The organism is Mesorhizobium sp. WSM4837 (assembly GCF_055811435.1).
In genome coordinates, this window is sequence record NZ_JBVVQE010000055.1 from 1 (window position 1) to 21640 (window position 21640).

Annotated in this window: 18 protein-coding genes; 12 read left to right on the forward strand and 6 right to left on the reverse strand. The window is 62.9% G+C overall.

Annotation, left to right across the window (positions count from 1 at the left end; all coding sequences use genetic code 11):
* Positions 1-122 precede the first annotated feature (122 nt).
* From AC0L3D_RS26125 to AC0L3D_RS26140, 4 genes are all read right to left on the reverse strand, one after another.
* The gene (locus AC0L3D_RS26125; protein ID WP_473646268.1) at positions 123-1145 is read right to left on the reverse strand and encodes a zinc-dependent alcohol dehydrogenase family protein; all 1023 of its coding nucleotides are present in this window, start codon (positions 1143-1145) and stop codon (positions 123-125) included.
* A 19-nt stretch (positions 1146-1164) separates the two neighbouring features.
* Positions 1165-2937 carry a TRAP transporter large permease gene (locus AC0L3D_RS26130; RefSeq protein ID WP_473646270.1) on the reverse strand — a complete coding sequence of 591 codons (1773 nt, stop codon included), beginning with the start codon at positions 2935-2937 and terminating at the stop codon, positions 1165-1167.
* On the reverse strand, positions 2934-3518 hold the full coding sequence (locus AC0L3D_RS26135) for a TRAP transporter small permease subunit (protein ID WP_473646271.1): 585 nt from the start codon (positions 3516-3518) through the stop codon (positions 2934-2936). Before AC0L3D_RS26135 ends, AC0L3D_RS26130 begins: the two co-directional genes overlap by 4 nt.
* 273 nt (positions 3519-3791) lie before the next feature.
* On the reverse strand, positions 3792-4697 hold the full coding sequence (locus AC0L3D_RS26140) for a branched-chain amino acid ABC transporter permease (protein ID WP_473646273.1): 906 nt from the start codon (positions 4695-4697) through the stop codon (positions 3792-3794).
* Between the two features lie 100 nt (positions 4698-4797).
* Here AC0L3D_RS26140 and AC0L3D_RS26145 point away from each other — a divergent pair, with 100 nt between their 5' ends.
* The 10 genes from AC0L3D_RS26145 (at position 4798) to AC0L3D_RS26190 (ending at position 16875) form a co-directional block, all read left to right on the forward strand.
* Positions 4798-5406: a CGNR zinc finger domain-containing protein gene (locus AC0L3D_RS26145; protein ID WP_473646275.1), complete on the forward strand. Its 609-nt coding sequence runs from the start codon at positions 4798-4800 to the stop codon at positions 5404-5406.
* Positions 5399-5938, forward strand: a complete 540-nt coding sequence (locus AC0L3D_RS26150; RefSeq protein WP_473646276.1) for a hypothetical protein — start codon at positions 5399-5401, stop codon at positions 5936-5938. The genes AC0L3D_RS26145 and AC0L3D_RS26150 overlap by 8 nt, the downstream gene beginning before the upstream one ends.
* Before the next feature lie 220 nt (positions 5939-6158).
* Entirely contained in the window at positions 6159-9638 is a 3480-nt protein-coding gene (locus tag AC0L3D_RS26155) for an indolepyruvate ferredoxin oxidoreductase family protein (RefSeq protein WP_473646277.1), read from the forward strand.
* Between the two features lie 112 nt (positions 9639-9750).
* Positions 9751-12060 carry a putative bifunctional diguanylate cyclase/phosphodiesterase gene (locus AC0L3D_RS26160; RefSeq protein WP_473646279.1) on the forward strand — a complete coding sequence of 770 codons (2310 nt, stop codon included), beginning with the start codon at positions 9751-9753 and terminating at the stop codon, positions 12058-12060.
* A gap of 154 nt (positions 12061-12214) precedes the next feature.
* Entirely contained in the window at positions 12215-12985 is a 771-nt protein-coding gene (locus AC0L3D_RS26165; RefSeq protein WP_236473769.1) for an N-acyl amino acid synthase FeeM domain-containing protein, read from the forward strand.
* A gap of 128 nt (positions 12986-13113) precedes the next feature.
* Positions 13114-13263 carry a DUF3096 domain-containing protein gene (locus AC0L3D_RS26170; RefSeq protein WP_023796799.1) on the forward strand — a complete coding sequence of 50 codons (150 nt, stop codon included), beginning with the start codon at positions 13114-13116 and terminating at the stop codon, positions 13261-13263.
* A 200-nt stretch (positions 13264-13463) separates the two neighbouring features.
* Entirely contained in the window at positions 13464-13688 is a 225-nt protein-coding gene (locus AC0L3D_RS26175; protein ID WP_023796798.1) for an aa3-type cytochrome c oxidase subunit IV, read from the forward strand.
* An 86-nt stretch (positions 13689-13774) separates the two neighbouring features.
* Entirely contained in the window at positions 13775-15046 is a 1272-nt protein-coding gene (locus tag AC0L3D_RS26180; RefSeq protein WP_287363622.1) for a Re/Si-specific NAD(P)(+) transhydrogenase subunit alpha, read from the forward strand.
* Complete coding sequence (locus tag AC0L3D_RS26185) at positions 15046-15471, forward strand: NAD(P) transhydrogenase subunit alpha part 2 (RefSeq protein WP_029347614.1); 426 nt, start codon at positions 15046-15048, stop codon at positions 15469-15471. The genes AC0L3D_RS26180 and AC0L3D_RS26185 overlap by 1 nt, the downstream gene beginning before the upstream one ends.
* Before the next feature lie 6 nt (positions 15472-15477).
* Positions 15478-16875, forward strand: coding sequence for an NAD(P)(+) transhydrogenase (Re/Si-specific) subunit beta (locus AC0L3D_RS26190; protein ID WP_473646280.1), 1398 nt, complete (start codon positions 15478-15480; stop codon positions 16873-16875).
* 46 nt (positions 16876-16921) lie between these two features.
* Here the strand turns inward: AC0L3D_RS26190 and AC0L3D_RS26195 are convergent, their stop codons facing one another.
* Entirely contained in the window at positions 16922-17341 is a 420-nt protein-coding gene (locus AC0L3D_RS26195) for a DUF1284 domain-containing protein (protein WP_473626989.1), read from the reverse strand.
* Positions 17338-17916, reverse strand: a complete 579-nt coding sequence (locus AC0L3D_RS26200; protein WP_473626990.1) for a biotin transporter BioY — start codon at positions 17914-17916, stop codon at positions 17338-17340. The genes AC0L3D_RS26195 and AC0L3D_RS26200 overlap by 4 nt, the downstream gene beginning before the upstream one ends.
* A gap of 347 nt (positions 17917-18263) precedes the next feature.
* On the opposite strand from AC0L3D_RS26200, the gene AC0L3D_RS26205 reads away from it, so the two are divergent.
* Together AC0L3D_RS26205 and AC0L3D_RS26210 are read left to right on the forward strand one after the other, a co-directional pair.
* Complete coding sequence (locus tag AC0L3D_RS26205) at positions 18264-19763, forward strand: hypothetical protein (RefSeq protein ID WP_473646282.1); 1500 nt, start codon at positions 18264-18266, stop codon at positions 19761-19763.
* Between the two features lie 193 nt (positions 19764-19956).
* Entirely contained in the window at positions 19957-21612 is a 1656-nt protein-coding gene (locus AC0L3D_RS26210; protein WP_473626992.1) for a DUF4166 domain-containing protein, read from the forward strand.
* Positions 21613-21640: the final 28 nt, after the last annotated feature.

Genomic DNA, 21640 nt, shown 5'->3' on the forward strand with positions numbered 1-21640 from the left:
CGTCCCACTAAAAAAACACCCCCCTTTTGTCGGCCCCCCCCCCCCCCCCCCACCCCCCCCCACTCGTGTCCGCCCCCGGGGGGGCGGGGGCGGGCGGCCCCCGAAGCGCTTCTATTTGCTGATCAGCGCGGCACCACCAGCACCTTGACCTCGCCTGGCGCAGGCGGATTGGCGATCACCGCAGCCGCCTCCTCAAGCGTCACCTGCCGGGAGATGAGCTTGTCGATCTCGATCGCACCCGAGGCGATGAGATCGGCAGCCCGGCGATGCGTAAACGGATTGAGGAAAGAGCCTAATACCCTCAATTCCCGGAACAACAGGTCGAAAGGTTCGAATTCGGCCTTCATGCCTTGAGGCATCACGCCAACAACGACAACCGTGCCACCGGCCCTGGCGAGCCGTATCGATTGCTCGACCGTCTCGCTTACGCCGGCACATTCGAACACCACATCGACGCCGCCCGGCATGAGGCCCGACGGACCGACGACCGTGTCGATGATATCGCAAGCGATTGGATCGACCGTTGCCGTCGCGCCCAATTCTTTGGCAAGGGCACGCCGCGAGGCCTGACGCGTCGACAGGATGATTGTCGTCGCGCCGGCAAGCCTCGCCAGTTGCACGGTGAGCAGGCCGATCACGCCGCCGCCCAGCACGGCGACCGAGGAGCCGGGTCTGACCTGCGCCAGGTCCACGCCATGCAGGCAGCAGCCAAGCGGCTCGCAGAACGCGCCATGCGTCGGCCTCAGGTCGTTCGGGAGGAGGAAGGCCTGCTTGTGAGGCAGCACGACATATTCGGCGAAGCCGCCATCGCGGCGGATGCCGATGGCAACCAGATTATGACAGAGATTGATGCGACCGGCGTGGCAGTGCGGACAGCGCCCGCAGGCGATGTTGGGGTCGCCGGTGACGCGATCGCCGACCGAAAAGCCGGACACGGCGGTTCCAATCGCCTCGACGATCCCGGAGAATTCATGTCCGAGCGTCACCGGCGGCGCACAGGGAAATTCGCCATGGAAAAGATGCCGGTCAGTGCCGCAGACGCCGCATGCCTCGATCCGCACCAGGAGATCGTCCGACCCGGCTACGGGCTTGTCGACTTCCCAAAGGGCGATGCTGCCGACGCCCTCCAGCCGCATCGCTTTCATGTCTGTAGAGCCTCCGGCGTCAATTGAAACTCGGTGGTTGCGACAGATCGGGCGCTGGCGCTGTCGGCTTGGCAGCCGGCGTTTCACCGAAATTCGGCGGCTGCGACAGATCCGGTGCAGGCGCAGTCGGCGCCGTGCCGCCATCCGCAGGCGGAACGCCGAGCGGCGACAGGCTCGGCGTTTCCGGCACCTGGTAGTCGATCGTGCCCGGGTCCGCTGCCGTGCCCTTGTAGTGCATCACCATTTGCGGGAAGGCGATGGTCAAGCCGATCATGATCACCTGGATGCAAACGAAGGGCACCGCCCCCCAATAGATCTGGCCGGTGGTTACCGGCGCGATCTTTTTGCCGGTGAGGCGATCGAGATAGGGCACCCGGGCGGCGACCGAACGCAGGTAGAACAGCGCGAAGCCGAATGGCGGGTGCATGAAGCTGGTCTGCATGTTGACGCCGAGCAGCACGCCGAACCAGATCAGGTCGATACCGAGCTTGTCGGCGGCCGGCGCCAAGAGCGGCACGATGATGAAGGCGAGCTCGAAGAAATCGAGGAAGAAGGCGAGCAGGAAGACGAGGATGTTGACGCCGATCAGGAAGCCGATCTCGCCGCCCGGCAGCGATGTCAGGAGGTGTTCGACCCAGATATGGCCGTTGACGCCGTAGAAAGTGAGCGAGAACACGCGCGCGCCGATCAGGATGAACAGCACGAAGGAGGATAGCCGCGTCGTCGACGCCAGCGCCTGCTTGATCACGTCCAGCGACAGCCGCCCCTTCATCGCCGCCATGATCAACGCGCCGACAGCGCCCATGGCGCCGCCTTCGGTCGGCGTGGCGATGCCGAGGAAGATGGTGCCCAACACCAGGAAGATGAGCGCCAGTGGCGGGATCAGCACGATGATCACCTGCTGCGCCAGCCGCGACATCATGTTGATCTTCAGGCGCTGGTCGGCGATTGCCACGACATAGATGAGGATCACGCCGATGGTGGCGCCGAGGATGTCGGCGTTTTGGCCCTGCGAGGGCGCCAGATAGCGATAGGCCGCGTAGGAAACCACGACTGCCGCCAGCACCGCGACCAGCAGCGACAGGACACCGTGGCCGAGGGTGCGGGCCTCCAGCGGCAGGGCCGGCATCGAGTTCGGCCGAATGATCGACATGATCACGATATACGTCGTGTAAAGGCCGGTCAGAACCATCCCCGGGATCAGCGCACCCGCATACATGTCGCCGACCGAGCGACCGAGTTGGTCGGCCAGAACAATCAGCACCAGCGAGGGCGGAATGATCTGGGCGAGCGTGCCCGACGCGGCAATGACGCCGGACGCCACTCGGCGGTCATAGCCGTAGCGCAGCATGATCGGCAGCGAGATCAGGCCCATGGCGATGACGGAGGCAGCCACCACGCCCGTGGTTGCGGCAAGCAGCGCGCCGACGAAGATCACGGCATAGGCGAGGCCACCGCGGATCGGTCCGAACAATTGGCCGATCGTGTCGAGAAGGTCCTCGGCCATGCCCGATCGTTCGAGCACGATGCCCATGAAAGTGAAGAACGGGATGGCCAGCAGCGTGTCGTTCGACATTACCCGGCTGCCGTAGAAATTATCCGGCAGCGCGTGCAGCAGCGGCCAGGCGAGATTGATCGATCCGCCCGAATAGGGTGACAGCACAACACCGATGAAGAAGAACAGCAGGCCGTTGGCGGCGAGTGAGAATGCGACCGGGTAGCCGATCAGCAGGAAGATGACCAGCGAGGCGAACATGATCGGCGCCATGTTCTGGGCGATGAACTCGATCACGAGCGCACCTCTTCGGCGAGCGCCTTCGCTTCGAGCTCGGCCTGTTCATGCACCGATATGAACGGTGTGGGATCGTCCATGTCGCCGCGCATGATGGCGATCTTCTTGATGATCTCCGAGATGCCCTGCAGCGCGAGCAGGAAAAAGCCGGCCAGCAGAATCGCCTTCGCCGGCCAGATGATCAGCCCGCCGGAATTATTCGACATTTCGCCGCTGTGAAACGACAGTGACACATAGGGGACGAAATAGATCACCATCAGCGTCACGAACGGCATCAGGAAGAAGAGATGGCCGAAAAGGTCGATCCAGTGCTGCACGCGGCGCGAGAACATGCCGTAGACGATGTCAATGCGGATATGGTCGTTCTGCTTGAGTGTGTAGGCAGCGGCCAGCATGAAGGCGGCGCCGAACAAATACCACTGCAATTCCAGCCACGCGTTCGACGACATGTCGAACGTCTTTCGGATGACTGCATTGGCGGCACTGACCAGGATTGCCAGCAGGATCAGCCACGACACCCATTTGCCGATGAACTCGTTCACACGGTCAATCGTTCTGGATAGAGTGAGAAGCCTTGCCATACATTCCTCCCTTACGCTTCGGCCCGAAAATCGGTGTCGATTTTCGGAAAGCACGATGCGTGACTCAAAGTATTAGCGACGCGCCGATTCCCGCTTGTTTTCCGCCGCTTTGATGTGGCCCAACGGTATGCCGTGCGTGGACCGGCGGGTCAACACAGGGCAGACCGAGTAAAACAATCTTGTGGCATGGGGAAGGGGCGAAACAGCCGCGGGAGGGATCATGCGCAAAAATCAAAGTGGCGTCTGCGGCCAGCGCTACCCAGGTTGGCGCAGTCAGACGATCTTGCTTTGGTCTCGCCCGGCGCCGACCAGCACCAGCATGGCGACGAGGAACAGATACATCCAGGCGTCGCGCCACTCGACCGGGAAGTAGCCGGCCCACAGCGATTCGGCCATGCCGAAAGCGGCAGCGCCAAGTGCTGCCCGCAACGGCGAGAGATAGCCGCCCACCGCCGTCACGAACAGGATTTTCAGCCCGTAGACCAGGCCGGAGCCGAAGCTGATGTTGCCATAGTAGAGGCCGGCGAGGACACCGGCCAGCGCCGCGCAAAGGCCGCCGGCGAGCACCGCGTGCCGAAACACCGCGCGCACGTCGACGCCGCACATGGCGGCGGCTTTGGGGTCGTCGGACACGGCGCGCCAGCGCCGGCCGAAACTCGAGCGGGCGAACGCCCAGGAGGCGAGCACAATGGTTGCCACGACGATCCCGCAGTCGAGCAATTGGATAAGCGTCAGGGTGGCATTGAAGTTGGCCCCGTTCGCAAAAATGATAGGCTGGGCCAGCATTGGCGGCAGCCACAGATCATGCGTGTCAGCGGCGATGCGGCTTGCCTCCGACAGCAGCAGCAATATGCCCAGCGTCGTCACCACGATTGCATTGGGCGTGCGGTCGGCCAGCGGCTCGAAGATGCTGCGCGACAGGACATGGCTGATCAGCCCCGCATACAGGAACGCCGCGACAATACCGAGCGCGACGGCCGCGAACAGGGTCAGCCACAGGGCCCGATAGCCGAAGGCCGCGGTGAGGATCATCGTCTGTCCGCAAAAGGCGAACAGCGCCCCATAGGCGAGGTTCGTCCGGTGCAGGATGCCGTTGGTCAGCACATAGCCGAAGGCGAGCAGGGCATAGAGCGCGCCGGAATGCAGCCCGTTCAGCACCTGCTGGAACAAATAGAGCATGCCAATGTCCTTGGATCGCGGAGAACCGCGTCCGTGCGGAGCAGATTTGCATCGGTAATCTAACTTGTCAAATGCGGCTTATCGGTTAAAAATGGCGCCCATGACGGTTTCCTGGACCCCGCACCGCTTCACCGGCGGCCTTCTTGCGCTCGACACGGCGAACACCGTCGTGCTGCGCGGCGATCCCCGGAAAACCTTCGACCGGTTCAAAGATCCGGCGGAGATCGCCCGTTTCGCCGACACGGCAAGCGTCTTTCGCGCCGCCGAGCTTGGCGGCAGGCGGCTCGAAGCGCCGTTCCCGGACAAGATCGCGCCGGTCGTGCTGGCGATCCGCGAGACGACCGACCGGCTGTTTCGTCGTGCGGTGTCGAAGGGCGCGGTCACCACAGGCGATCTGCCTGGCTTCCTGAAGGCCTGCGCCGACGGTCTCGCGGACGGCCGCACCGAGATCGGTGCGCCGGGACGGCCGTTCGGCGAGCCGGCGACGCCCATCGCCTTCGAGGCGGCACTGGCGGTTTCCGCACTGTCGCTGCTGCAGGCTGACACCGTCGCAAGGCTGAGGATCTGCCCCAATTGCAGCTGGTTGTTTCTCGACCGAAGCCGCAATTCCAGCCGTCGTTGGTGCGACATGGCGGTGTGCGGCAACCGCCAGAAGGCAAGTCGCCACTATCGCCGCCGAACGGCAGCCGAAGGGACCGCCAATGTCTAGGAAAATCTTGCGCCTGATCGTTGTCGGCGCCATGCTCGTGGCCGCGGCAACGCTCGGCGCCTGCCGCGATACCGGCAAGGACGGCGAAGGCAGATTGTTCGAGATTTCCGGCAGGCTGGTCGTCTTCAATTATCGCCTCGCAAGGGCAACCTTTGTCGTCACGCTGAAACCGCTGCAGCCGATGGGAGAAGGACAGGTGGCGGTCGCCAGCTTCCAGAATCCAGCAGGCGGTGAGCCGCTGATCGTCGAACAGAAAGTCTGGCCGAAGCTCGGCAAGGTGTCGCTGGAGAGCCCGGCGCTTTCCTGCATCGTCAAGAACAAGCCCTATGCGATTTCGATCAGCATCAAGGATGCCAACGGTGCAATCCTCCAGAAGATCGACACCACGCTGATGTCGACGCAGGACCAATCGGTCCTGCCCGACCGGCCGCTGGTCATCGATCAGCTCTATACGCCCAATCCGGAGCTTGCCGGCCATCCGGACGGCAAGCTGCCGGGCGCGCCCAAGCCCGACTGTTCGAAGGCCGGCTGACGCGACATCGCCGGTATCGGTCGCGGCCGGAATATTCTTGGCGCTGACGGGCCAATTGGTGCACGTTTCTTACAGAATCGGGTGTGGACCGGATCGTTTGTTGCGCCTCGCCTGGCATCTTCGATTTTGTTTGACCTGCCCGGCAAGGGGAGAAACACTGCAGCCTCCAACTCCGACGTTGGCTGCGCTCGAACTGCGGCCTCCGCAGAGGAAATGCCTGATGACGCTGCATGATGTCGCGCTCGACGACAAGTTCGACCTGCGAAAGGAGCGCATCTTCCTTTCCGGCGCGCAGGCGGTCATCCGCATGCTTTTGATGCAGCGCGAGCGCGACCGCCAGGCTGGCCTGAACACCGCTGGCTTCGTCTCCGGCTATCGCGGCTCGCCGCTCGGCGGCCTCGACATGCAGCTTTGGAAGGCCAGGAAGCAGCTCGCCCAGTCGGACATCGTCTTCCAGCCCGGCCTCAACGAGGAACTCGCGGCCACCGCCTGCTGGGGATCGCAGCAGGCCGAATTGCTGGGCGATGGCACGCATGACGGCGTCTTTTCGGTCTGGTACGGCAAGGGACCGGGCGTCGACCGCTCCGGCGACGTCTTCCGCCATGCCAATCTCGCCGGCTCGTCAAGACATGGCGGCGTGCTCGCCCTGATGGGCGACGACCACATGGCCGAATCCTCGACCAACGCGCACGCGACCGAGTTCCTGTTTGTCGACACCATGGTGCCGATCCTCAATCCGGCCGGGGTCCAGGAGATCATCGACTATGGGCTCTATGGCATTGCCATGTCGCGCTTCGCCGGCACCTGGGCGGCGATCAAATGCGTCAAGGACAACATCGAATCGACGGCTTCGGTCGAGGCCGCGCTCGAACGGCTTGATATCGTCGTCCCGGACTTCGAGATGCCGCCCGGCGGCCTCAACATCCGCAACGAGATCGATATGCTCGGCCAGGAGGAGCGACTGCATGAATACAAACGCGCCGCCGCTTCGGCCTTTATCCACGCCAACGGGCTGAATCGGATCGTCTATTCCGGCGGCAGTGGCCCGAAGCTTGGCATCATCACCGTCGGCAAGAGCTATCTTGACGTTCGCCAGGCGCTGGAAGACATCGGCATCGACGAAGCCGCCGCCAACCGCATCGGCATCAGGCTGTTCAAGGTTGGCTGCCCGTGGCCGCTCGACCTGCAGCACATCACCGACTTCGCTCGCGGCCTCGACACCATCGTCGTCGTCGAGGAGAAACGCTCGCTGATCGAGGTGCAACTGCGCGAGAACCTTTACGGCACTGCCATGCAGCCGATCATCGTCGGCAAGAAGGACGAGCGCGGCGACGGGCTGTTCCCGGCCAAGGGCGCGCTCGATCCCAACGACATCGCCATCGCGCTCGGCGATAGAATCTTGCGGACGATCGGTCCGTCGGACGAGATCGCCGCGCGGGTGGCGAAACTTCGCCAGTTCCAGGCGATGCTCGCCGAGACAACAGACATTGCCTCGCGCACGCCCTTCTTCTGCTCCGGCTGTCCGCACAATTCCTCGACCAAGGTGCCCGACGGCTCGCTCGCAGCCGCTGGCATCGGCTGCCATTTCATGGCGCTGTGGATGGATCGCAACACCGTAGGTTTCACCGCCATGGGCGGTGAGGGCGCGCAATGGGTCGGCCAGGCGCCGTTCTCGAAGCGCGACCACATCTTCCAGAATCTCGGCGACGGCACCTACAACCACTCCGGCGCGCTGGCGATCCGCTTCGCGCTGTCGACCGACGCCAACATCACCTACAAGATCCTCTACAACGACGCCGTCGCCATGACCGGCGGCCAGCCGCACGAGGGCGGCCTGACCGTGGACATGATTGCCAGGCAGGTGCGGGCCGAGGGCGTCGGGCGGATCGCCATCGTCACCGACGAGCCGGCCAAATATACCGGCAAGGTCGAATTCCCCGCCGGCGCCACCATCCATCACCGCGACGACCTCGACCTCGTGCAGCGCGAATTGCGCGCGGTCAGAGGCACATCCGTGCTGATCTACGACCAGACCTGCGCCGCCGAAAAGCGCCGCCGCCGCAAGCGCGGCACCTTCCCCGATCCCGACAAGCGCGTCTTCATCAACGAACTGGTCTGCGAAGGCTGCGGCGATTGTGGGGTGCAGTCGAATTGTGTGTCGATCCAGCCGGTCGAGACCGAATTCGGCCGCAAGCGCAAGATCGATCAGTCGAGCTGCAACAAGGATTTCTCCTGCATCAACGGCTTCTGTCCGTCCTTCGTCACCGTGCATGGCGCCAAGATCAGGAAGGCCGAGGGTATGGCCGGCACCACCGATCCGCTCGACGGCGTTCCCGCGCCCGCGGAATTCCCGCTCGGTGACCAAGGCTGGGCGGCGATCATCGACGGCGTCGGCGGCAGCGGCGTTGTCACCATCGGCGCGGTGCTTGGCATGGCGGCTCATCTCGAAGACAAAGGCTGCGGCATGATCGACATGGCCGGCCTTGCCCAGAAGGGCGGCTCGGTGTTCACCCACGTCCGCATCGCGCGCAGCCCGGGCGATATCCATGCCATCCGCGTTTCGGCCGGCAAGGCAGACCTTGTGCTTGGCTGCGACCTCGTCGTGTCGGGCGCCCAAAAGGTGCTCGCCGCGGTGCGCGAAGGCCACACGATCTTCCTCGCCAACACCGCGGAGATCATGCCCGGCGAGTTTACCCGGTCGGCCGATTTCTCGCTGCCGGTTGAGCGGCTGAAAAAGGCGATCCGCACTGCCGCCGGCGACGACAAGGCGCATTTTTTCGATGCCACCCGCACCGCCACCGCGCTGTTCGGCAGCTCGCTCGGCGCCAACATGTTCATGCTCGGCTTCGCCTTTCAGCATGGCGGCTTGCCGCTGTCTGCCGAGGCAGTCGAAAAGGCGATCGAGCTCAACGGCCAGTCGGTGGCGATGAACGTCTCAGCCTTCCGCTGGGGCCGCCGCGCCTCCCACCAGCCGGATTTCGTGCGTGCCCTCGTCGTCCAGCCGGGCACGGCTGCACAGAACACCGCTGTCGCCGAAACGCTCGATGACGTCATCGCCCGCCGCGTCGCCTTCCTCACCGCCTATCAGAACGCCGCTTATGGCAAGCGCTATGCCGACAGAGTGGCTACGCTGCGCAAGGCCGAAGCCAGCGTGGCGCCCGGTTCGACTGATGTGACCGAAGCCGCCGCGAGGAACCTGTTCAAGCTGATGGCGATCAAGGACGAATACGAGGTGGCAAGGCTCTACACCGATGGCTCCTTTGCCGCTGAACTGGGCAAGCAGTTCCAGAGCTACGACAAACTCGAATTCCATCTCGCGCCGCCGATCATGGCCAGGCGCGGCAAGGACGGCAAGCCGAGGAAGTCGAGCTTCGGTCCCTGGATGATGAAGGGGTTCCGCCTGCTGGCAGCGATGAAAGGCTTGCGCGGCACGGTCTTTGATGTGTTCGGCTACAGCTCCGAAAGGCGTATGGAACGGCAGCTTCTTGCGCAGTACGAGGCCGACCTGGAGCTTGTCGCCGGCGCGCTGGCGCCAGGCAAGGTCGAGGCCGCGGCAGCGCTTGCCTCGGTGCCGGCGCTCATTCGCGGCTATGGTCACGTCAGGCGGGCCAGCGCCGAAAAGGCCGCCGGCGAGCGCCTGAGGCTGCTCGATCGCCTAGCGAAGACAGCGGCTCGGCCGGAACTCCAGGCCGCCGAGTGAATGCCTTATCTGAAGAAGCTCAACAGGCTTGACGCAGGCCCCGAGATGGCCCCTCTAAACCTTTCTTAATGCGGTTGTGACATGACTGCGGTTCGCGCGACACCGCAAGGTCATGAACATAGATCGACCCGACGACATATCCGAGGACGTATACGTTGGATTCGTTCGCTCGCTGTTTCGCGACGCGGGCATCTTGCTCGTTGGCGCCTTCACGCAAGGCGCTATGGCCCTGCTCGTGTATTGGAAAACGTCTGCGGCAATCTATCTCGCTCTCGCCATCCTGATGGTTGCCGCTAGCATCGGCCGTTATCTTGCGATCCGGAGGGTCAGTCCCGACACGATCGTCACCTACGAATCCGCGCTTGCCTGGGAACGCTACTACATTGTTGCCGGGACGATTCATGGGTCCGCGGTCGGACTTTTCGCGTTCGTATGCCTCTACGTGGTTCCGGACCTGTTTGGCGAGATTGCAGCGGTGTCGCTGGTGTTGGCAAGCACCATCACCATCGCCGGCCGCAATTTCGGCTCCCGAAAGATGGTCGCCATCCTGTCCGTGTCCGTGGTCGCGCCGATTGCGGTCGGCCTGATGCTGAAGGGCGACGTGTACAATGTCATTTTGGGCCTCTTCGTCATCCCCTTCATGTTCACCATCAACAAGATGGCGCATCTTGTGCGAAAGGTGCTATTTACAGCAATCAGCGAAGAGAAGAAGGCGAACCGCCTCGCCCAGCGCTTCAATCGGGCGCTGAACACCATGTCGCACGGGCTTGTCATGCTCGGCCCTGATGGCCGGGTGGTGGTGGCCAATGCCGAAGCCGCGCATCTGATGTCGCTCAAGTCGCCGGACGCGCTGCTCGGGCGATCGATCCACGGCCTGCTGATGCGCGGCGTTGCCGGCGGCATGCTGGCGCCGAAGGACTGCCGCTACATCGAGGCCCAGCTCACGCGCGCCCTGCACGAGGGCCGCGACCGCAAGGTTCTCGTCTCGCTCGCGAATGGGCAGCACTATGAGTTCTCGGCGCGTGAGGGCAGCCAGCAACTGGGCGTCATCACATTCGAGGATGTGACGGCCCGCGTCGAGGCAGAAAGCAAGATCCGCTTCATGGCGCGCTACGACAGCCTCACCGGCCTGCCCAACCGCGCCTATTTCCAGGAGTTGATCGGAGAGGCGATGGCATCCGGCGATCTCGAGCGTCTCTGCGGGCTCGCCGTGCTCGACCTCGACGACTTCAAGAACGTCAACGACACGCTTGGCCACCCGGTCGGCGACGGATTGATCTACGCCGTCGCGGAGCGGCTGGCAGCCATCGCCGGACCAGGCGTCACCGTCAGCCGTTTCGGCGGCGACGAGTTCATGATCTTTTTCGATCGCGTTGAGGATGAGAGCCACCTGACCAGCCAAATCGACGGGATTTTCGATGAACTGCAGGGCGAGGTCGACGTCGCCGGCCATGGGCTGCGCATCCAGGCCAGCGGTGGCGCGGTGCTTTCGCGGGTCAGGGACACCGATGTCGACGCCATGATCGTCAAGGCGGATCTCGCGCTCTACAAGGCCAAGGAACTCGGCAAGAACACTTGGCGGTTGTTCCAGGCCTCGATGGATGCCGCATTTCGCGATCGTCAGTTGATGAAGGCGGATCTGCGCACCGCAGTGGAAAGCAAGGCGCTGCGGGTGGTCTATCAGCCGATCGTCGCGATGAGCACGATGCGGATCGCCAGTTGCGAGGCGCTGTGTCGTTGGGATCACCCCGATCTCGGACCGATCTCGCCCAGCATCTTCATTCCGCTGGCCGAAGAAATGGGCATCATTTCCGAGATCAGCACATTTGTCCTGCAGGCGGCATGTGCCGAATGCGTCAAATGGCCCGACCCGATCAGCGTCTCGGTCAACCTTTCGGCCAAGGATTTCCGCAGCAGTGGCATCGTCCAGAAAGTCCGTGATGCGCTCGCCAACTCCGGCCTCGCCGCTGGCCGCTTGGAAATCGAGGTCACCGAGACCGCGCTTCTCGACGACAAATCGCTGACGCGTCAGTATATCGAGGAGTTGAAACGGCTTGGCGTGCGCATTGCGCTAGACGACTTCGGTACGGGCTATTCGAGCTTGAGCTATCTCCACAAGCTGCCGCTCGACAAGGTCAAGATTGACCGCTCGTTCCTGATGGACGTCACCCACAACCCGAGTTCGCTCGCGCTGTTGAAGGGCGTGGTCGAACTCATCAGAGTTCTCGGTCTCAACGTGACTATCGAGGGCGTTGAGACATACGAGCAGCTCAACATTCTGACGCATTCTATCAAACCGGATATGGTCCAGGGCTTTTTGTTTGGTTCAGCGCTGACAGCGTCCGGCATCGGAACGATGGCTACCACGGTCTGGCCATTCGCCATCGATAAAAAGCCGGCGGGCAAACGTGCGCTTAGCTGATTTCCGCGCTTCATTTTCGACCAACTTGACCAGACGTGCCGCGGCGGCAAGTTAAGGTTAATATTAGGTAAACGACTTCGATTGGATTTCCATCTTTTATGCCACGACCGCACACGATAGGTTTTCAGGGAAGATGGCAGAAGGGAATTGTATTGTGGCGGTATCCGATGGGGTTGTTCATGTGGATGACCGACCGACCGACCTCAGCGGGATGTCTTCCTTCTCGCGCAATGTTTCGACCCTTCTTGAGCGCGTGGAATACAGGCGCTGCGAAAGCGGTGAAGACATGGAGGCGATTTACCGGCTTCGCTACAAGGCTTACCGGCTGAACGGCTTTCTGCCTGAATCCAGCGACCAGATGATGATGGATGTGCTCGACGACACGCCGAACTGTTATCGCTTTGGTGTCTTCGTCGACAATTCCCTCGTGTGTACGCTCCGTCTTCATCATCTGACACCGAGCGAACCTTACGCGCCCGCAATGACCAGATTTGGCGATCTGCTTCATCCGCGGCTGCTTCGCGGCGAATCCTTCGTCAATCCGACGCTCTTGGCAGCCGACCCGGACTTCATATCGATGCATCGTGCCCTGCCTTACGTTACGTTGCGGCTAGCACTAATTGCCAGCGTCCACTTCCAGGTGACGGCCTGTCTCGGCGTGATCCGCAAGGAACACACGGCTTTCTACCAGCGGACTTTCGGTGCCGTGCAAGTGGGGCAACCGAGAGACTATCCTCCATTCACCGTTCCCGTGGTGCTCTATGACGCGAACTACGAGATCAATTTGGAGCGGGTACTCCAGCGTTTCCCATTCTTTCGGTCGACGCCGATGGAGCAGCGCATGCTGTTTGAGACACCCAGTGCCGGTGAACTCGCGCCGCTGACCATTCTGCCGACCGCCAAATACTACCGCGAAGCCGCCTGACAATTGGCAAATTGGGAGCGCGGCTGGAGCTTTCAGGCCGCTTCGGCGTTCTGGGAGGCGCGCCGGTGGTGCGCGGACGATGTCAATCTGCATCGCTTCGGCGGAAATTCTACCGAAAGGAACCCGACATGACCATTCCCACGCTCGCGCTCACTCCGTTGATCTCGCTGATTGCCGGCGTGCTGATCCTGGTGATGCCGCGACTCCTCAACTACATCGTCGCGCTCTACCTGATCGTCGTCGGCCTGCTTGGGCTGTTTCCGCAACTCGCCGGCTGAAAATGTCGGCAGGCGCGGCGCGTTAGCTGGAAAGCAAGCGCGAGGGCGGCAGCCGCGAGCGCCTCCGAAACGACATCCTGCATCTGGCGGCTCCAATTTTCTTTTGAGGCTGTTGTCTCCAGCGATGCGGCAATAGCGCCATTGCCCTCGGCCTGGCTTTTCGCTATGTGCCTGAAAGATGTCTTCGAAGGGGTATTCCTATGGCTGATCACTCGCCGACCGGTCCTGTCGAACTAGGCGCGAAGATGGACTATGCCGAGCACGACCGCACCTATGCCGGCTTTATCATGCTCGCCAAATACGGGTCGCTGTTTTGCGCCGCCGTGCTTCTGGCAATGGCTTTCGGCTTCTTTGCGGGCGGCTTCTTCTCGGGCTTTGTCCTGTTCGTTCTGATCCTCGCCGTCGGCGCTTTCATTCTCCGGTAAATTCTTCAAAACCCCCTTGCCCGCGACATCGCCGGAAGTTCGGTCGGCGTCCTGCGCAGACAGGTTCCAGCCGAAAGGATCATGCGGTGGGACAGACGGTTTTCATCCCTCGTGAGCTCGATGCGAACGAGCCGCGCGTTGCTGCCTCGCCCGACACGGTGAAGCGGCTGGCGGGGCTGGGGTTTGACGTAATCGTCGAAAGCGGCGCCGGCACGGCATCGCGCATTCCCGACGAGGAGTTCGCCAAGGCCGGCGCTGCGATCGGTAAGGCCGGCGATGTCGCCAAGGCCGATGTGGTGCTGAAGGTGCGCCGGCCTGATGAGGCGGAGCTGAAGGCCTATCGCCCGGGCAGTGCCGTCATCGCCATCATCGATCCCTATGGCAACGATGCTGCCGTCGATGCTCTGGCAAGGGCCGGCGTCACCGCCTTCTCGATGGAGTTCATGCCGCGCATCACGCGCGCCCAATCGATGGATGTCCTGTCCAGCCAGGCCAACCTCGCCGGCTATCAGGCGGTGATCGACGCGGCTGCCGAATATGACCGGGCGCTGCCGATGATGATGACGGCGGCGGGCACGGTGCCGGCGGCGAAAGCTTTCGTCATGGGCGTCGGCGTCGCCGGCCTGCAGGCGATCGCTACTGCGCGTCGTCTCGGTGCCGTGGTCACCGCCACCGACGTGCGTCCCGCCGCCAAGGAACAGGTCGCCTCGCTGGGGGCAAAGTTCCTGGCGGTCGAGGATGAGGAGTTCAAGGCGGCCGAGACGGCTGGCGGCTACGCCAAGGAAATGTCCAGGGAATACCAGGCCAAGCAGGCCGCGCTGACTGCCGAGCACATCGCCAAGCAAGACATCGTCATCACCACGGCGCTGATCCCGGGCCGTCCGGCGCCGAAGCTGGTTTCGGCCGCGATGGTCGCCTCGATGAAGCCGGGCTCGGTGATCGTCGACCTGGCGGTCGAGCGCGGCGGCAATGTCGAGGGCGCCGTGCCCGGGCAGGTGGTGACCACGGCCAACGGCGTGAAAATCGTCGGCCATCTCAATGTGCCGGGCCGCGTCGCTGCCTCCGCCTCGCTGCTCTATGCCAGGAACCTGTTTGCGTTCCTCGAGACGCTGGTCGACAAGACCACCAAGACGCTTGCCATCAACCGCGACGACGAATTGGCCAAGGCGACGATGCTGACCGATGGCGGCCAGGTCGTGCATCCGGCCTTCGCCGGCAAGCCGGCGGTGATGATCGCCTCGGCCGAGCCTGCGAAGCCCGCCGCTGCAAAAAATCCAGCCCTGCCAAAGAAAGCTGCCGCATCCAGGAAAGCTGCCGCACCCAAATCGCCCGCTAATAAGTCGAAAGGGATCGCGTGATGGACCAGACCTTGCAGAAAGCCCTCGACCAGCTCGACCAGGCTACCGCCGCCGTCCGGCTCGCTGTGCAGGATCTGGCCACAGCTCCAGGCGGCACCGATGCGGCGGGCGACGCCGCGCACGCGCTGTCCGGCGGGGCGATCGATCCGTTCGTCTTCCGCTTCGCCATTTTCGTGCTGGCGATCTTTGTCGGCTATTACGTCGTCTGGTCGGTCACGCCGGCGCTGCACACGCCGCTGATGGCCGTCACCAACGCCATTTCCTCGGTCATCGTCGTCGGCGCGCTGCTTGCCGTCGGCATCTCGGCGTCCGGCATCGCCACCGGCTTCGGTTTCGTTGCGCTGATGCTGGTCTCGGTCAATATCTTCGGCGGCTTTCTCGTCACCCAGCGCATGCTGGCGATGTACAAGAAGAAGGACAAGTAGAGCGCCATGAACGCCAACTTCGCCTCCTTCCTCTATCTGGTCTCCGGCATCCTGTTCATCCTGGCATTGCGCGGCCTGTCGCACCCGACCACCAGCCGCCAGGGCAACATGTACGGCATGATCGGCATGGGCATCGCCATTGCCACCACGCTGGCGCTGGCGACCCCTTCGGCGGGAGGCTTCGGCCTCATCGTGCTCGGTCTTTTGATCGGCGGCTCGGTCGGCGCGGTCACCGCACGGCGCATCGCCATGACCTCGATGCCGCAGCTGGTCGCCGCCTTCCATTCGCTGGTTGGCCTTGCCGCCGTCATGGTGGCGGCTGCCGCCGTCTATGCGCCGGAAAGTTTTGACATCGGCACGGTCGCCGACATCCACGCCCAGGCGCTGATCGAGATGAGCCTCGGCGTCGCCATCGGCGCCATCACCTTCACCGGCTCGGTCATCGCCTTCCTCAAGCTCGACGGCCGCATGTCGGGCAAGCCGATCATGATCGGCGGCCGCCATTTCATCAACGCCGCCCTCGGCATCGGGCTGGTCGTGCTGATCGTGCTGCTGGTCACCACCGAGTCCAAGCTGGTGTTCTGGCTGATCGTGGCGGCATCGCTTGTCCTTGGCGTCCTGCTCATCATCCCGATCGGCGGCGCCGACATGCCGGTGGTAGTCTCGATGCTGAATTCCTATTCAGGCTGGGCGGCTGCGGCACTCGGCTTCACGCTCGGCAATCTGGCGCTGATCATCACCGGCGCGCTGGTCGGCTCGTCCGGCGCGATCCTGTCCTACATCATGTGCAAGGGCATGAACCGGTCGTTCATCTCGGTCATCCTCGGCGGCTTCGGCGGCGAGACGTCCGCCACTGCCGACGACGGCATCGAGCGCACGGTCAAGCAGGGTTCGGCCGATGATGCCGCCTATCTGATGATGAACGCGCAGAAGGTCGTCATCGTGCCTGGTTACGGCATGGCGGTCGCCCAAGCGCAGCACGCGCTGCGCGAGATGGCCGACAAGCTCAAGGCCAATGGCGTCGACGTGAAATACGCCATTCATCCGGTCGCCGGCCGCATGCCCGGCCACATGAACGTGCTTCTGGCCGAAGCCAACGTGCCTTACGACGAAGTGTTCGAGCTCGAGGACATCAACTCCGAATTCGCGCAGGCCGACGTCGCCTATGTCATCGGCGCCAACGACGTCACCAACCCGTCCGCCCGCGACGACAAATCGTCGCCGATCTACGGCATGCCGATCCTCGATGTCGACAAGGCTCGCACCTGTCTGTTCGTCAAGCGCTCGCTCGGCTCCGGCTATGCCGGCATTGACAACACGCTGTTCTACAAGGACGGCACCATGATGCTGCTCGGCGACGCCAAGAAGATGACCGAAGAGATCGTCAAGGCCATGGATCACTGATCCGGGTTGGCGACCCCGACAATCGTCCCACTGCGAACGTTGCCTTTCACCGGAGTGCCACCGTTCCATAGTCTGAAGCGGCGATTGAACTGCAAAGGTCAAACCACTCGCACCCGCCGCAAGCACCCCGGGTGCGGCCCGAAGAGAACGCATCGCGCATACTTCGCAGAAGCGAGGGATGGAGCTGAAGTTCCATGTCCTCGGCAATCGAGTACCCCAGAAGCGTACCAACACTGGCCGCCGCCTGACGGTCGCGCTCCGTCACGCTGTCGCGAAGGCAGTGCGGCTCCGCCTCACCGAGCAGGGGCGCGCAAATATCGTCAGGCCCGGAGACGATCAGGATGTGTTCGCCTGCGGAGAGCCGAGCCGCGATCGCGTCGAAATTGGCGACGAACGCAGCGCTGTAACCCTTGCCTGCGTAAGTCAGCAGGCAATGGAGATGGTGCGGCCGCAGCCGGACGGTCATTTTTGCGCGCGGGTCATGAGCTTGAGCGTCACCGCGGCCAATGCCGACTTGAGCGCCCCGCCGATCAGGAACGGCGCGACGCCGTGGACAATTGCCTGTTCGATGCCAATGGCGACGGAAAGCCATGCCGCGCCCAGCACGAGGCAAAGCGCGTTGCCCAGGAGCATGGAGACGAACGCCAGCCATGGGCGGTTGCCGTTCCAGCCGCGCTCCGCCAGCCATCCCGTGAGCGCGCCGACCACGGGGAAGGCGAAGAGGTATCCGGCGGTCGGGCCGACAAAGTAATGCGCACCGGCAGCGCCGCCAGATAGAACCGGCAACCCGATCGCGCCTTCGACCAACCATGCAACGATCGTGGCCGCGCCGAGTCTCCAGCCGTAGACCGCACCGATCAGGGTGACCGCAAAGGTCTGCATGGTCACGGGCACCGGAACCATAGGCACTTCGATGTAAGACGCCAGCGCCAGAAATACGGTTCCCAGGACGACCGCCCCGATCTGCCAGGACAGCGACCAGTCGCGGATGCGCGGCGCGCTTGAAGCCGCGTGGCTGGCTGCGGTGGGGTTATGAGGCATATGTGTTCTCTTTCGTACTGGCTGTGAAGCAGGCGCTATGCCTGACTTGCGGGATTGAACGACGTGCTGCCCGGGAGGACGGAGTAGCGGATCAGGCGGCTGTCGGCAACGGCGGCTTGCCGATGCTTCATGGCGGCGCGACAAACGGCGCCGGAAGTCACAGTCCTAAGTTTCGCGACAAAATCGCCAGCGTTGAACTCTTCAACAAATTTCTGTCGCAAAACCCTCCGCAAAAGTCGGCGATTTGCGACAGATATCTGCGACGCTTTTTGCACTTGCTTCGGATTCAGCACTACGATGGGCAAGTTCTGTTCCGATGGACGGATTTGTCACCAACGGAGGCACCGGTGTCTGGCCCCCAGCCTGTCGCTTCGCCGACCAAGTCCGGCTCGCCCGCGAAGGCCAACTTGCCGGCCCCCGGAAAGGCGCCGCGCAAGCTCAGCCAGGCCGTGGTCATCGTGCATGGCATGGGCGAACAGCGACCGATGGGCACGCTGAGGGAATTTGTTCAGGCTGTTTGGAGTCATGACCCCGCCCGCGCGCCGTTTTATGCCCAAGTCGCCGATCCGGGCGGTCCCGCCGGCTCGAAGATCAACCGGAGCTGGATCACGCCTGACAGCCGGACGAACTCGCACGAACTTCGCCGGATCACCACCCCTTATGATGTCGATGGCCGCCGCACTGATTTCTACGAGCTTTACTGGGCCGACATCACGCAAGGCACGACGCGGGGCCGGCTTGCCGCCTGGGTGACGAATCTGCTCTGGCGCAAGCCCGCCGAGATTCCGCGCGACGCCCGCGGGCTCTACGTCGTTACGCTTCTGGCCGTCATAACAGTCTTGGGCGCGGCGTTCGTGCTCGCGACGTCGGCCTTGCAAGGGCATATTTCCTGGACCACGGGCATGCTCGTCACGGTCCTGGCCTCGTTCGTCGTCTGGTCGGTGGACCGGTTCGGTCTTCCTTATTTCGGTGATGTGGCCGCCTATGTGCGGGCTGAAGCGGCAACGGTCGAGAAGCGCGCGCTTGTCCGCGACCGTGGCCTGACGCTGTTGAGGCGCCTCATGACGGACGATGGCTACGACCGGATCGTGCTGGTCTCGCACAGCCTGGGATCGATCATCGCCTATGATCTGCTGCAGATATTGTGGGCCGATTTCAGGCCACGAAAGCTGGAAGCCGCCCGCGACAAGGCGAGACTGAAAGCGATCCGCGCCGTCGACAAGGCTACGCTCAAGTCAGATGGTTCTGCGTGGCCAGACAAATTGGATGATTTTTCCGGATTCCGGCGCGCCCAATGGGAGCTCTACCGCCACCTCCGCGCCGGCGACGCCGATCATCCATTGCCTTGGAAGATCAGCGATTTCGTCACGCTCGGCAGTCCGCTGACCCACAGCGAATTTCTGGTGACCTACAATCTCGCCGAATTCAGGCGCGGCATCGCTGAGCGGCTGTTCTCGGCATGTCCGCCGATCGCCGAGACGGCGGCCGGTGGAACCGTCCTCTATCAGGAAGGGCGCAGCCGTTCTGGCAAGCCGCAGCGGGCGGTGCATCACGGTGCGGTGTTTGCCGCGACGCGCTGGACCAATATCTTCGACAGGGGCAATGGCTGGCTGACCGGCGACCCGATCTCAGGATCGATGGCGGATAATTTCGGCCCCGGCGTGGAGAACATTCAGGTCGAACTGCGCAGTTCGCTTGGCCGCATCTTCACCCACAGGCTCTACTGGTCGCTGGAGGCGACCGGCGTCGAGGTCGCGGCAGCCGCCGGCACCCCGCCGCGCTCGCATATCGGCGTGCTGCGTGACGCCGTCGATCTCGGCCGAAAACTGGAACGACCCGAAGCATAAAGCGGATTGGCGCGCCGGAGCATGCCAATACCCCAAATATCCGGTGCGCAGTCTCACAAAAAACCGAAAGAGTTCTCAATAACCTCGATAAGTTGGTGCGATCAATGTCAAGCGGCTTTCGAAAATTGCCCTACCGCAAACCGAAAATTGCGACGGTTCTGTCGCTGAAAAGCGGAAACGTTTGAAAGCACGCATGAGAATCCTGATCCTGGGCGGATACGGCGTTTTCGGCGGGCGCCTGGCGGAGCTTCTATCCGACATAGCGGAGATTGAACTCATCATCTGCGGCCGCGACTTCTCTCGCGCCGAGGCGTTCTGCGCGCGCTACAGAGGGCAGGCCCGGGTTCGGCCGCTTGCGCTTGATCGCGCAGAAATTGTGGCCGGCCTGCGCGCGCAACGGCCCAATCTCGTCGTCGACGCCTCCGGGCCGTTCCAAGATTATGGAACCAATCGCTATCGTGTGATTTCGGCCTGCATCGACGCTGGCATCGACTATCTCGACTTTGCCGACGCCGCCGACTTTGTGTTCGGCGTGCCTCAGTTCGACGCGCAAGCAAAGGACGCACGCATATTCATTCTATCGGGCATCAGCAGCTTTCCTGTGCTGACCGCCGCCGTCCTGCGCGAGATGGCGAAGACGATGGACATCGTCTCTGTGAAAGGCGGCATCGCCCCTTCGCCCTATGCCGGAATCGGCCTCAACGTCATGCGTGCGGTGGTGGGCTATGCCGGCGCCCCGGTGAAGCTGCGACGACATGGGGTGCAATCGCATGGCATCGCTCTGGCTGAAAGCATGCGCTTCACCATCGCGGTGCCGGGCCGGCTGCCGCTCCGGAACATCCGTTTCTCGCTGGTGGACGTGCCGGACTTGCAGGTCATCCCGCCCGAGCATCCCTCAATGACCGATATCTGGATGGGAGCCGGGCCAGTCCCGGAAATCTTGCACCGGACACTCAACCTCCTGGCGAAGGCGCGCGCGAGGCTCAGGCTCTCGTCGCTGGAACCTTTCTCGCGTCTCTTCTACGCGGTGCTCAACCGAATGCGTTTTGGCGAGCATCGCGGCGGTATGTTCGTCAGCGCGTACGGCACCACGGATGGGCAGGACGCCGAACGGAGCTGGCATCTTTTGGCCGAAGGGGATGACGGGCCATACATTCCATCGATGGCCATCGAAGCGATCATCCGCAAATTGCTGACGGGCATTCGTCCGGAGGCCGGAGCACGGTCCGGGGTCCGCGCCCTTGAGCTTGCCGACTATGAGGCGCTGTTCCAAAGCCGGAAGATATTCACCGGGTTTCGGGGACACGAGATCGTTGCGCCCCTGTACTGCGGGATTCTCGGATCCGCTTTCTCCTCACTTGCTCCGCGACTTCAGGATCTGCATGGCAGCACCGCCACCCGCCAATGGACGGGCTTCGCCGAGGTACGACGCGGTCGCCGCCCGGCGGCCGCGTTCGTGGCGGCGCTTGTCGGCTTCCCGAAAGCTGCGCCACGGGTGCCGGTCACGGTGACCTTTTCGCCCGAGAACCGCTCTGAACACTGGATCCGTAATTTCGACGGCAAGTGGTTTTCTTCGATTCAGTCGGCCGGCACTGGGAGGGACCAGCATCTTCTGGTGGAACGGTTTGGGATCGCGTCCTTCGCGTTGGCTCTGGTGGTGGACGGCGATCGTCTGACCCTGGTTCCGAGACGATGGTCGCTGCTGGGTATTCCAATGCCCGGCTTCCTCCTTCCCAAAGGCTCGAGCTTCGAAACGGAACGGGACGGGCAATTCTGCTTTGATGTGGAAATTTCGATGCCGTTGATCGGCCTGATCGTGGCGTATCGGGGGACGCTCAGCCCAACCTGAATAGGTTGAGCCAAAGACAGGTAACGGT

Bases quoted from the DNA above. Each gene is read 5' to 3' on its own strand.
- AC0L3D_RS26125 (WP_473646268.1), bottom strand. From the start codon at position 1,145: ATGAAAGCGATGCGGCTGGAGGGCGTCGGCAGCATCGCCCTTTGGGAA.
- AC0L3D_RS26135 (WP_473646271.1), bottom strand. From the start codon at position 3,518: ATGGCAAGGCTTCTCACTCTATCCAGAACGATTGACCGTGTGAACGAG.
- AC0L3D_RS26140 (WP_473646273.1), bottom strand. From the start codon at position 4,697: ATGCTCTATTTGTTCCAGCAGGTGCTGAACGGGCTGCATTCCGGCGCG.
- AC0L3D_RS26145 (WP_473646275.1), top strand. From the start codon at position 4,798: ATGACGGTTTCCTGGACCCCGCACCGCTTCACCGGCGGCCTTCTTGCG.
- AC0L3D_RS26150 (WP_473646276.1), top strand. From the start codon at position 5,399: ATGTCTAGGAAAATCTTGCGCCTGATCGTTGTCGGCGCCATGCTCGTG.
- AC0L3D_RS26155 (WP_473646277.1), top strand. From the start codon at position 6,159: ATGACGCTGCATGATGTCGCGCTCGACGACAAGTTCGACCTGCGAAAG.
- AC0L3D_RS26160 (WP_473646279.1), top strand. From the start codon at position 9,751: ATGAACATAGATCGACCCGACGACATATCCGAGGACGTATACGTTGGA.
- AC0L3D_RS26170 (WP_023796799.1), top strand. From the start codon at position 13,114: ATGACCATTCCCACGCTCGCGCTCACTCCGTTGATCTCGCTGATTGCC.
- AC0L3D_RS26175 (WP_023796798.1), top strand. From the start codon at position 13,464: ATGGCTGATCACTCGCCGACCGGTCCTGTCGAACTAGGCGCGAAGATG.
- AC0L3D_RS26185 (WP_029347614.1), top strand. From the start codon at position 15,046: ATGGACCAGACCTTGCAGAAAGCCCTCGACCAGCTCGACCAGGCTACC.
- AC0L3D_RS26190 (WP_473646280.1), top strand. From the start codon at position 15,478: ATGAACGCCAACTTCGCCTCCTTCCTCTATCTGGTCTCCGGCATCCTG.
- AC0L3D_RS26195 (WP_473626989.1), bottom strand. From the start codon at position 17,341: ATGACCGTCCGGCTGCGGCCGCACCATCTCCATTGCCTGCTGACTTAC.
- AC0L3D_RS26200 (WP_473626990.1), bottom strand. From the start codon at position 17,916: ATGCCTCATAACCCCACCGCAGCCAGCCACGCGGCTTCAAGCGCGCCG.
- AC0L3D_RS26210 (WP_473626992.1), top strand. From the start codon at position 19,957: ATGAGAATCCTGATCCTGGGCGGATACGGCGTTTTCGGCGGGCGCCTG.